Below are 12,138 nucleotides of genomic sequence, written 5' to 3'. Positions count from 1 at the left end.
CATGACCGATCATCTAGATTTATTTGAACTCAATAAATTCTTTATACTCGGACGTCCAATCGTCTCTATCTTTCATAATGCACAAAATATGTATTCGATTGTACGTGTGAAAATACAAGAGACGAACTTACAATATGAAGATAAAGAAATTATCGTTGTTGGTTATTTTCCACCATTACAAATGGATGAACAATATCGTTTTACGGGTATCTTAAAACAGCATCCTAAATATGGTGCTCAATTTCAAATCGAGACATTTACGAAAGAGGTTCCTGCAACTGAGCAAGGGATTATTCATTATTTATCTAGTGACTTATTTGTAGGAATTGGGGAAAAAACGGCTGAAACGATTGTAGAAAAACTAGGGGCTAATGCTCTTCGTGTTATTTTAGAAGATCCTAGTGCACTTGACGCCGTTCCACGCTTATCCACTGAAAAAAAAGAAGTTATTCATCGCACCATCGAACAAAATCTAGGCCTAGAACGTGTGATGATTCAACTGAATGAGTGGGGCTTTGGTCCACAGCTCGGTATGAAAATCTATCAAACCTATCGAACTGAAGCCATAGAATTACTAACTGAAAATCCATATCGCTTGATCGAAGATGTTGAAGGCGTTGGTTTCTTTCGGGCTGACGAATTAGGGGCTAAACTAGGAATTACTGGTAAACATCCTGATCGTGTCAAAGCAGCGATATTTCATGTGTTAAATACAGCTGCTTTATCAGATGGACACGTCTATTTAGATGCGGAGCATGTCCTACCGCTTGTAAAGGATATGCTTCAACAAAGTCAGCGGCAGGAGATCCCGTTTGAGGACATTTCTAAAGCCTGTATTGAGCTACGTGAAGAAGGTAAAATTTGTGGTGAAGAAACTAGATTATATTTACCATCCCTTTATTTTTCTGAAGTAGGGATTGCCTCTAAAATCGTATCGCTCATTGAGCGAAATAATAAGGCTGAGCATTTTAGTAAGGACGAAATTAGAAAAGCCATTGGAGAAACAGAGGAGCTACTCAATGTCACCTACGCTGAGACACAAGCAAATGCTATTGAACAGGCTTTAAATTCAGCCGTCATGATTTTGACAGGTGGACCGGGTACTGGAAAAACAACGGTTGTACGTGGAGTGGTTGAAGTTTATGCAAAGCTACATGGTTTATCATTAAATCCAAAAGAATATGCTCAAAAAGAAGAACCATTTCCTATCATCCTTTGTGCACCAACTGGACGTGCTGCCAAGCGGTTAGCTGAATCAACTGAGCTTCCTGCAATGACCATTCATCGTCTACTTGGCTTTACAGGGCAAGAAAAAGAGGAAGAAACAGAGCGTGAGGTAACAGGAAAGCTCATCATTGTGGATGAAATGTCTATGGTGGATACATGGCTTGCCCATCAGTTATTAAAAGCTTTACATGAAGATGTCCAGGTTGTTTTTGTAGGGGACCAGGACCAGCTTCCACCAGTAGGGCCAGGACAGGTGTTAAAGGATTTATTAGCATCAAAGCAACTGCCAACTGTTGAACTAACAGATGTTTATCGACAAGCAGAGGGCTCTACAATTATTGAGCTTGCCCATCAAATTAAAAAGGGAACGATTCCAAATGATTTAACAGCTAAAACATCTGATCGTTCGTTTATAAAGGCTTCAGCCGATCAAGTTGCCAATGTTGTCACGCAGGTTGTCAAAAGTGCAGTAGCCAAAGGACAGGAAATTCGCAATATTCAGGTGCTAGCACCCATGTATAAAGGTACGGCTGGTATTGATAATTTAAATAAAATGATTCAAGAGCTCATTAATCCAAATGATACGGGAACAAGAAAAGAGCTGGTCTTTGGTGATGTGACTTATCGCATAAAAGATAAAGTACTTCAGCTGGTCAATCAACCTGAGAGCAATGTTTTTAACGGAGATATGGGCGAGGTCATCAGTATTATTAAAGCAAAAGAAACGATCGAAAAACAGGACTTACTGATCGTATCCTTTGATGGTATCGAGGTAACCTATCAACGCAGTGATTTGAACCAATTGACACTAGCCTATTGCTGCTCTATTCATAAATCTCAAGGCTCTGAGTTTCAAACAGTTATTATGCCAGTTGTCAGAGGATATTCAAAAATGCTGCGGCGTAATCTCTTATACACAGGGATTACTCGTGCTAAAAACTTTTTGATTTTATGTGGTGAACCTGATGTACTTGCAGATGGCTTACAGCGTACAGATGACCTACAGCGTTTCACTTCTTTACGTGCAAGACTTAATCCGATGGATATCAATGAAGAAATTGTGGAAGTGGAGGCTATGTCAATAGAGGAGCAGGAGTTGAACAATCCTGTCTCCATAGCACAAAAGCTAACAGTAGAAACAGCACCATATATTCATCCAATGATTGGGATGAATGATATCTCCCCTTATGATTTTTTAAATGACTAAAATAATTACTATGTGCTGTATATGCCCGATTAGACTGTCTAGTCGGGCTTTTCTATTTAGCCCATCGTCACCTAATATTTGGACATTTCATATACTAGGTGAGTACAAAAACATAGGGAATGTATAGGGGTGACAGCATGCCAATAATGACAGGGCAACAGTATATTGAACGTATAGATGCTTTAAAAACGTATATTTCGATTGATGGGGAAGTCGTGACAGGAAAGGTGTCAGAACATCCTGCATTTAAGGGGATTATGCAGAGTCAAGCAAAACTTTTTGACTTACAACATCAAGGGGCTCTTCTTGAAAAAATGACCTATGAATCGCCAACTAGCAAGCAGAGAGTTGGCATGTCTTTTCTTCAAGTAATGACGCCAGAAGATCTTGTGAAAAGGCGCCATGCGGCAAGGGAATGGGCATTATCTTCCCATGGTTTTATGGGGAGAAGCCCAGATTATATGAATACGACCTTAATGGCCTTAGCTTCAGCGTCAGACTTTTTAAAAGATAAGCCAAATTGTTTTCCAGAGCATTTACTGAAGTTTTATGAGTATGCTCGTGAGAATGATATTACTATGACCCATACCTTTATCGAACCACAGGTAAACCGTAAGCGCTATTACTATGAGGATGAAGAAGTGACGATTGCTGCCAAAATTATTGATAAGACGAGTGAAGGTTTAATCATTAAAGGGGCGAGATTACTAGCAACACAGGGCGGCATAACGGATGAACTGCTCGTTTTATCAACAAATGGTTATGATGAAGGAAAAGGTTTCGGCTTTTCGATACCGAGTAATACAAAGGGCTTAAAGTTTTTATGTCGCCAATCTTTTGTAGGTGGAGATTCCTCATTTGATTATCCATTAAGCTCTCGTTTTGAAGAAATGGATGCGATTGTTGTTTTTGATGATGTAGTTGTCCCTTGGGAACGGGTTTTTTATTACGAAAATGTAGATGTTGCCAATCAATTTATGAATGTTAGTGGCTTCCAAGCATACAGTTTACATCAAGTACTTTCTCGGCAAATTGCGAAGACTGAATTTGTATTAGGTGTTGTGCAGTCGATTGTGGACACCATTAATATCGGTGATTACCAACATGTACAACAAAAAGTAGTGGATGTAATTGTGACACTAGAAACGATGAAGGCAATGCTCGTAAAATCAGAAATAGATGCACAGCGAGATATGTTCGGCTTTCTTCGACCAGACCTCTCAACTTTGCAAGTAGCCATTCAAATTTTCCCGAGAGTATATCCGACTTTTACGGAAATCATCCAACAACTTGGGGCAAGCGGCTTAATGTCCATACCAAGTGCCAAAGCATTTGCAGCAGATGAAGGAGATCTTGATCACTATTTGCAATCATTCCAAGATAAAGGCGAAGAGCGAGTGAAAAAATTTCGTTTAGCTTGGGATTTAACAATGAGTAGTTTTGGCACAAGGCAAACACTGTATGAACGCTTTTTCTTTGGTGATCCAGTGCGTTTATCTAGCCTGCTCTATCAATCGTATAAACGGGACCAATTCGTGCAAAGAGTAGAAGACTTTTTGAAAAATGAATGATTTACAGTTTGACAGTTTGAATTCAATCCGCTATGATTTATAGGAATAAAAGAATAACATCCCTTCGTTAGGTGAGGCTCCTATGCTGGAGATACGCTACTACCCAAAAATGTCGAGAGACGCCAATGGGTCAACAGAAATCATCGAAATAAGGTGTTTTTTAACGTAGCTGGACATATTCCTATGCCGCATAGTGCTAAAACTCAACGTTTGAAGGTAACACGCATGCAACGATTTTTTATTGCTCTTTTTTGATATGTGTATTCAACACGCCTTCATTCGTAGAAGGCGTGTTTTTGTTATGAAAGGAAGGTGATGAGAAATGGATAGTAGTCCTGAACCGAATAAGTATCATTCTAGGCAAACGGAAACAAATAAAAGGCATCCATTTCGGATCACCAACGCAGACAAAAGGCGATAAAGGATGACCTTTTGTTTCCCTCAATAACAAAACATGAGGTGAAGTGCAATGATTAAAATCCACTATTTTAATAGCAGCAACAAGACAGTCCAACATGATTTCAACATGAAGGATTTACAACTACCTATTCATAATGAAGATTTATTATGGGTAGATTTATATGCGTATAGTTATAATGAATTGAATAATATAGCAGATGTATTTGGCTTTCATCCATTAGCAGTTGAAGATTGCTTACATGAAGGCTCCCGTCCGAAAATGGACAATTATGGTGATTATAAATTTTTTGTTTTCCATGCACCCATTTATAATGAAAAAAGTAATAATGAAATTACAACCGTTGAGCTCAATATTTTTATGGGTCCAAACTATGTTGTCACTGTACACAAACGGAAATTGCAATGGCTAGGTCACATGGAAAATGTTTGTGTTAATCGTTCGGAATATATGGAAAAGGGTACTGATTTTTTATTGCATACTATTATAGATGGCATTACAGATGAATATTTTCCAGTATTAGAGCGAATTCGAACTCGCATAGATGAACTAGAAGAAGAAATTTATGAGTATCAACCTAAAGTAGTGACTGAGGAATTTCTTGCACTAAAGCGGGCCATTATTTTAATTCGCCAGGCCATCATGCCGCAAAGAAGAATTTTTTCAACAATCAATGGTCAGTGGAAATTTGAGATACAGGAAGAAAATATCCCATTCTATAAAGATTTAAATGACCATCTAGAACGTATTGTTGACTCTACAGAGACATACCGCGATTTAGTTAACAGTACGCTCGACACATATTTTTCAATTAATAGTGGTAAATCCATTGAAAAGCTGAATTTACTAACAGTTATTTCTACAATAATGTTACCATTATCTGTGATCACTAGCTTTTTTGGTATGAATGTGCCGTTACCTTATCAGGATTCACCTATTGCAACGATTGCAATCAGTGCTTTTCTAGTGCTCTTTACTTGGGGTATGTGGGTATATTTTAAAAAAATGATTGCTTAGATAGCATTAGTCATAGTAGTACTAATTGACAGCACAATAGATTTTTTTTATAATTTCGTTAGAAAAAGTAAAAACGATGATGGAAAAAGTACGTATTTGTGCGTGTACAAGAAAGGGATTTCTAGGCTGGAAAAATCCTCACGACAGCAAATGCCGAAAGCTACTCCAGAGTGCAGCTAATCCCTGCCGTTCACTGACGTTACAAGTGCTAAAGAGGTAAGTAAGCATTTTTTACTTACAACTAGGGTGGTACCGCGAGACAAATGACAAGTCCTCGTCCCTTTTTTGGGGATGAGGGCTTTTTTTATTTTCTTCGATAGTACTCTCCAAAGTGTAATTCATGTAGATCGCAGGATTCTTATCGTGATTTTACAATATAAAATAGGAGGAATTTATCCAATGAAAGCAGTAGATATTCGCCGTATGTATTTGGAATTTTTTAAAGAAAAGGGACATCATCATGAGCCATCAGCGCCACTTGTGCCAATAAATGACCCATCACTACTATGGATTAACTCAGGTGTTGCCACTCTTAAACCATATTTTGATGGTCGTGTTATTCCTGACAATCCACGTATTACGAATGCACAAAAATCGATTCGTACCAATGATATTGAGAACGTTGGGAAAACAGCTCGTCACCATACATTCTTTGAAATGTTAGGAAACTTCTCCATTGGTGACTACTTCAAAAAAGAAGCAATCCATTATGCTTGGGAGTTTTTAACGGATAAAAAATGGATGGGCTTTGATCCAGCGTTATTATCTATCACAATTCACCCTGAAGATCAGGAAGCATATGATGTTTGGCATCAAGAAATCGGTATTCCTGAAGAGCGTTTAATCCGTTTAGAAGGAAACTTCTGGGATATTGGAGAAGGTCCATCTGGTCCTAACTCAGAGATTTTTTATGATCGTGGTGTAGAATATGGCTCAGATGAAAATGATCCTGAAATGTATCCAGGTGGGGAGAACGAACGTTATCTCGAAATTTGGAACCTTGTGTTCTCGCAATTCAACCATAATCCTGATGGTACATACACACCCCTACCAAAGCAAAATATTGATACAGGTATGGGCTTAGAGCGTATTGTATCTGTTGTTCAAAATGTACCAACAAACTTCGATACAGATTTATTCATGCCAATCATTGAAAAAATCGAGGAATTTGCCAACCGTAAATATAAGCGTCCTAGCGAAGTAGATTTAAATGAAATTTTCGGCTCAGAAGAGGATATTAATACACCGTTTAAAGTTATTGCAGACCATATTCGTACAGTAGCTTTTGCCATTGGCGATGGTGCTCTTCCTTCAAACGAAGGACGTGGTTATGTATTGCGTCGTTTATTACGCCGTGCTGTTCGTTATGCTAAACAAATTGGCATTGAGAAGCCATTTATGTTTGAACTGGTACCAACTGTAGGGAAAATCATGGAAGACTTCTATCCAGAAGTAACGGAGAAATGTGAATTTATTCAACGTGTCATTAAAAATGAAGAAATTCGTTTCCATGAAACATTGGACGGTGGTTTAGCAATCTTTAATGCAGTAGTGGAATCGCAAAAAACAGCTGGCCACGATTATATTCCTGGTGCAGATGCCTTCCGTTTATACGATACGTATGGCTTCCCAATCGAATTAACAGAGGAATATGCAGAAGAAGTGGGCATGAAGGTTGATCATGAGGGCTTCGAGGCAGCGATGGAAGAACAGCGTGAACGTGCTCGTGCAGCTCGTCAAGATGTTGATTCTATGCAAGTACAAAATGAAGTATTAGCAAACTTAACAGTTGCAAGTGAATTTGTTGGCTATGATACGTTAACGGTTTCTACTGAAATCGCTGCAATGATCGTCAATGGTCAAGTAGCAAAAGTTGCTTCTGAAGGACAAGAAGCATTCGTTATTTTAGCGAAGACACCATTCTATGCAGAAATGGGTGGTCAAATTGCTGATAGCGGTACCATTTCAAATGATCGTTTTACGGCTATCGTAAAAGATGTTCAAAAAGCACCGAATGGTCAACCGCTTCATACAGTAGTAGTTGAATCTGGTGAAATGCATGTAGAAGATGCAGTGCAAGCAGTGGTCAATCGTGATGACCGTAATTTAATTATTAAAAACCATACAGCGACACATATTATGCAACGTGCATTAAAAGATGTGCTAGGCGATCATGTTAATCAAGCTGGTTCATATGTAGGTCCTGACCGATTACGTTTTGACTTCTCTCATTTTGGTCAAGTTACAAAAGAAGAATTACAGCAAATCGAGCGTATTGTAAATGAGAAAGTGTGGGATGATATAGAGGTCGTTATTGAAGAAAAAGGCATTGACGAAGCGAAAGCGATGGGTGCAATGGCATTGTTCGGTGAAAAATATGGCGATGTAGTTCGTGTCGTATCAATAGGAGATTATTCGATTGAGCTATGTGGTGGTATCCATGTCAAACGTTCTTCTGAAATTGGCTTCTTCAAAATTGTTTCAGAAGGTGGTATTGGTGCAGGTACTCGCCGTATTGAAGCTGTGACAGGTAAGGTTGCCTATGAAGCAGTAAAAGAGGAAGAAGCTTTATTAAATGAGGCAGCAGCATTATTAAAAGCAAACCCTAAAGATATCGTGACAAAAGTGCAGGCATTGCAGGCTGACTATAAAGAGTTACAACGAGAAAATGAAGCCTTATCCCAAAAAATCGCAAATGCACAGGCAGGAGCTATCGTTGATGCAGCACAAACAATTGGTGATGTGACAGTTCTATCGACAAAAGTAGATGCGAAAGATAATAATCAACTGCGTCAAATGATGGACGACTTAAAAGTGAAAATGCCAAAAGCAGTTATTGTTCTTGGAGCGGTTGATGGCGAAAAAGTTATGTTATGCGCTGGGGTTTCCAAAGAATTAGTTGGTGGCAATTACCATGCAGGGAATATTGTGAAAATGGTTGCAGAAGCTTGTGGCGGTAAAGGTGGCGGTCGCCCAGATATGGCGATGGCAGGTGCAAAGGATGCCTCAAAACTTGATGAAGCATTAGTTTCTGTGTATGATTATATTAAATCCATTTAACTTCTTTCAACGAAAAGAAGTGAAAGCCTCTGGCTGATTCCGAACGTAATTATGCCGAGGTATAATTGATAATACGCCAAAACATGTTATAATAAAGAGAAATTGGAGATGAGCTTGTCTGCACATCTCCTTATTTCTGAAAGCGAGGTGCTGGTCATGAGTTCATTTGATCAAACGATGAAATTTAATTTTCCAGAAGAATCAATGGAACAGGAAGTCAAGCAAGTAATGTTGAAAGTACATTCTTCATTAGAGGAAAAGGGATATAACCCTATCAATCAGATTGTTGGTTACTTACTTTCTGGTGATCCGGCGTATATTCCTCGCCATCAGGATGCTCGTAATTTAATTCGCAAGCTTGAGCGTGACGAAATTCTAGAGGAGCTTGTTAAATTTTATATTAAAAAGAATAACGAGGACTAGAAATGAGAATTATGGGATTAGACGTTGGGTCGAAAACTGTTGGGGTTGCTGTTAGTGATGCACTCGGGTGGACTGCCCAAGGTATTGAAACCGTAAAAATTGATGAGGCTAACGGAGAGTTCGGTATTGACCGCATCGCCGAGCTAGTAAAGGAATATGCTATAACAGAATTTGTTGTAGGATATCCGAAAAACATGAATAATACGGTAGGACCGCGTGGAGAAGCATCTGAGGACTATAAAAAGTTGTTGGAAGAAACATTTTCACTACCGGTTAAGTTATGGGATGAACGTTTAACGACGATGGCTGCAGAACGTATGCTAATCGAAGCGGACGTGAGTCGCAAAAAGCGCAAGCAGGTCATTGATAAAATGGCGGCTGTGATGATTTTACAAGGCTACTTAGATAGCAAAAATTAATTGATGAGGTGACTTAGGCATGACACACGAGCATAACCATGAAGAAGAACTACATGTTCAACACATTACAGTGATTGACGAAAACGGAAACGAGCAGCTTTGTGAAGTGATTCACGTTCATGAATCTCCAGAGTTTGGCAAATCATATGTGTTTTACTCAATGGTAGGCGCAGAAGAAGATGAAGATGGCTCAGTTGAAATCTTCGTATCTTCATTTGTACCATCTGAAAATGGTGAAGATGGTGAATTAACACCAATCGAAACTGAAGCAGAGTGGGATATGGTAGAGGACGTTTTAAATGCTTTAGAGGATGAAAACGAAGAATAATCTTCTAACTCAAAGCTTGGAACAAGGATCGCAGCTTGCATTCCTTGTTCCTTTTTTATTGAGCCTCTGTCTAGTAGTTGAATTGTGGAGATACATGTGGGTTTCGCTCAAGAGTGTTGTAAAATCGTTTGTAAAGTGAGAGAAACCGCTCAAAAGTAGGGTGACAGCACTCATCAAATGACTGGAACTACTCAAGAGCCCGCTAATAAAATACTCAACAATAATAGCGTGGGGGTAAATAAAATCCACTTAATAAATGACAGCAAAGGTATAAAGGAGGAACCCAAATGAATGAAGAAACACAAGAATTTACGATAATAGTCGAAGGTGGCAAAGAGCAAAAATGCCGTGTGGTCTTTACATTTGATGCAGAGGACAAGTCTTATGTGTTATTTTCACTTGTAGATGACAAGGGGCAAGAAATCCCGGGGGATATTTCAGCGATGACCTTTGATTATGATGACAATACGGGTGAAATGGCCAATTTACAGCCAGTTGAAACGGATGCCGAATGGGAAATGATTAATGAGGTAGTGTTGACACTTCTTGATGAATTCGATGCAGAGCCCCAGCTTATTACTGTGACCAATGAAGATGGAACAGATCAAATTTGTGAGGTTATTCATACTTTTTCATCTGAGCAATTTGGTAAATCGTATGTTTTATATGTTCCAGCGACGGATGAACCTATGGAAGAACGTGATATTTTTGCAGCTCAATATTTGTCTGGAAATGACGGTTCTATAGAAGAATTATTACCAATTGAAACGGATGAAGAATGGGCCTTTGTTGAGGATGTATTAAACGAATTGTAAAAGCTGTGAGTGGTTGTTAGCCACTCACAGTTTTTTATGTTGTTGAAAAAAGGTGATGTCAATAGCAGAAAAAGAACCTTTAGCAAGGCGAGGGGTTGATTTCCGTTCCACCAGCGTCCTTTCCAGGGGGTGTCCGATGAGCCACTTCACTTACTGCGTTCGCTCCAGGGTCTCCTCTGTGACGGTAAATCCCCTAGGAGTGACGCTGGCTCCACTCCAATCAGCCATTCTGCAAAAGTGTCTTTTCCTGAACAAAATAGCCCATTATTTATATTATAAGAGAGGATAGCCTCTTATTTTCAATGTGGAGAAGTGATGTGTGACAACACCCCTCCATAAAAGAGTAGTGAATACCTTCACTTTTTTATGGATTGGAGTGGAAGGCTACTTGACTCCCGTGGGATAGCGAGACAGGCGAGCCTCTAAACGGAGTGGTAGCGGAGGAAGCGGCTCGGCGCTCGCCCACAGGAAAGCAAGTAGCCTGCAACGGAGATCCTTTTTCACCTTTCACAAAAATGCTGTGAATCGTTTTGTTTTTCAATACTATGAAACCTCTGAGTGGTTGTTAGCCACTCAGAGGTTTTTGTTTTATTAATAGAAATTTTCTATCAAGGGTCTAAAAATATTCTATCTGTAAATGGGATTTTTGCATTTTCGATTAAATTTAAAGGATTTTCGAGAAAAAAATATGCATTTCAATTTTAAATTTTCTGATTTTTTTAATAAATGGAACAAAAGGAGCATTGACCAATTCTTAGTAAATAGATAAGATTTGTTTTAAATTAAACCAAGTAAATTTATTAACTAAGGAGGTAATGTGATGAGACTAGGTTGGAAATGGCTTATCGGTGCATTGGTAATAGGCTTGTTGGCTGGTTGCACAAACAAAGAAGAGGCTACTAAAGAGGAGATTGTAACATTAAAAGTAGGGGCAGCCAATGTTCCTCATGCGGAAGTATTGGAGTATTTAGCAAAAGATATTGAAAAAGATGGAGTGAAACTAGACATTACCATTATAAAAGATGCTGTGCAAGCGAACCAACAAACGGCAGATGGTGAGTTGGATTTTAACTATTTTCAACATGTCCCTTTTTTAGAACAGTCGAATAAAGAAAGTCATTTAGATTTAGTCAGTGTAAAAGGAATTCATATTGAGCCATTTGGTGTGTACTCAAAAAAAATAAAAAAAATTAGTGATTTGCCACAAAATGCAAAGGTTGCTGTACCTAATGATGTTGTCAATTTCTCAAGAGCATTATTACTGTTTCAAAATAATGGTTTGATTGAATTAGATAAAACGAAGAAAGGTGATTATACAGTCGAAGATATTGCGAAAAATGAGAAGAGTATTCAATTTATAGGTGTTGATTCTCCACTACTTGTTCGTTCATTAGATGATGTAGAAGCAGCTGCTATCAATACAAATTACGCATTAGAAGGGGGCTATAATCCTGTGAAGGATGCACTGATTATAGAAGATTCAGAATCACCTTATGTCAATATAATAGCCTCGACAAATGAAAAAAAGGATGATCCAGCTATACAAACAATTGTTAAGTGGTTAACAAGTGAAAAGGCACGTTCGTTCTTTGAAGATCAATATAAAGGTGCTGTTGTCCCAGCATTTTAAAGCTGTGCAATCACATAAATGCT

Annotated in this window: 9 protein-coding genes, 1 riboswitch and 1 other annotated feature; all 9 genes read left to right on the top strand. The window is 38.7% G+C overall.

Going from position 1 to position 12,138, the window contains the following annotated elements; genetic code table 11:
* Nucleotide 1: 1 nt before the first annotated feature.
* Nucleotides 2–2,434 carry an SF1B family DNA helicase RecD2 gene (recD2, locus tag MKY46_RS15750; RefSeq protein WP_036124341.1) on the top strand — a complete coding sequence of 811 codons (2,433 nt, stop codon included), beginning with the start codon at nucleotides 2–4 and terminating at the stop codon, nucleotides 2,432–2,434.
* 137 nt (nucleotides 2,435–2,571) lie between these two features.
* Nucleotides 2,572–4,005 carry a 4-hydroxyphenylacetate 3-monooxygenase, oxygenase component gene (gene hpaB / locus MKY46_RS15745; RefSeq protein WP_036124339.1) on the top strand — a complete coding sequence of 478 codons (1,434 nt, stop codon included), beginning with the start codon at nucleotides 2,572–2,574 and terminating at the stop codon, nucleotides 4,003–4,005.
* 56 nt (nucleotides 4,006–4,061) lie between these two features.
* Nucleotides 4,062–4,227: riboswitch (M-box (ykoK) riboswitch) on the top strand.
* Between the two features lie 247 nt (nucleotides 4,228–4,474).
* Nucleotides 4,475–5,440 (top strand): magnesium transporter CorA family protein, encoded by a 966-nt coding sequence (locus MKY46_RS15740; RefSeq protein ID WP_036124338.1) that lies wholly within the window; start codon nucleotides 4,475–4,477, stop codon nucleotides 5,438–5,440.
* A 67-nt stretch (nucleotides 5,441–5,507) separates the two neighbouring features.
* Nucleotides 5,508–5,725, top strand: a binding site (T-box leader).
* A 114-nt stretch (nucleotides 5,726–5,839) separates the two neighbouring features.
* Entirely contained in the window at nucleotides 5,840–8,500 is a 2,661-nt protein-coding gene (gene alaS, locus MKY46_RS15735; protein WP_036124336.1) for an alanine--tRNA ligase, read from the top strand.
* Nucleotides 8,501–8,656: 156 nt separating this feature from the next.
* Complete coding sequence (locus tag MKY46_RS15730; protein ID WP_004226839.1) at nucleotides 8,657–8,923, top strand: IreB family regulatory phosphoprotein; 267 nt, start codon at nucleotides 8,657–8,659, stop codon at nucleotides 8,921–8,923.
* Between the two features lie 2 nt (nucleotides 8,924–8,925).
* On the top strand, nucleotides 8,926–9,342 hold the full coding sequence (gene ruvX / locus MKY46_RS15725; RefSeq protein ID WP_036124334.1) for a Holliday junction resolvase RuvX: 417 nt from the start codon (nucleotides 8,926–8,928) through the stop codon (nucleotides 9,340–9,342).
* Nucleotides 9,343–9,361: 19 nt separating this feature from the next.
* Nucleotides 9,362–9,670 (top strand): DUF1292 domain-containing protein, encoded by a 309-nt coding sequence (locus MKY46_RS15720; protein WP_036124332.1) that lies wholly within the window; start codon nucleotides 9,362–9,364, stop codon nucleotides 9,668–9,670.
* A gap of 287 nt (nucleotides 9,671–9,957) precedes the next feature.
* Nucleotides 9,958–10,485, top strand: coding sequence for a DUF1292 domain-containing protein (locus MKY46_RS15715; protein WP_036124330.1), 528 nt, complete (start codon nucleotides 9,958–9,960; stop codon nucleotides 10,483–10,485).
* An 820-nt stretch (nucleotides 10,486–11,305) separates the two neighbouring features.
* Entirely contained in the window at nucleotides 11,306–12,115 is an 810-nt protein-coding gene (locus MKY46_RS15710; RefSeq protein WP_036121966.1) for a MetQ/NlpA family ABC transporter substrate-binding protein, read from the top strand.
* Nucleotides 12,116–12,138 lie beyond the last annotated feature (23 nt).

The organism is Lysinibacillus sp. FSL M8-0355, from assembly GCF_038008985.1.
GTDB lineage: Bacteria > Bacillota > Bacilli > Bacillales_A > Planococcaceae > Lysinibacillus > Lysinibacillus fusiformis_D.
Note: the sequence above shows the minus strand (reverse complement) of the source record. Positions and strands in the feature narration are given on the sequence as shown.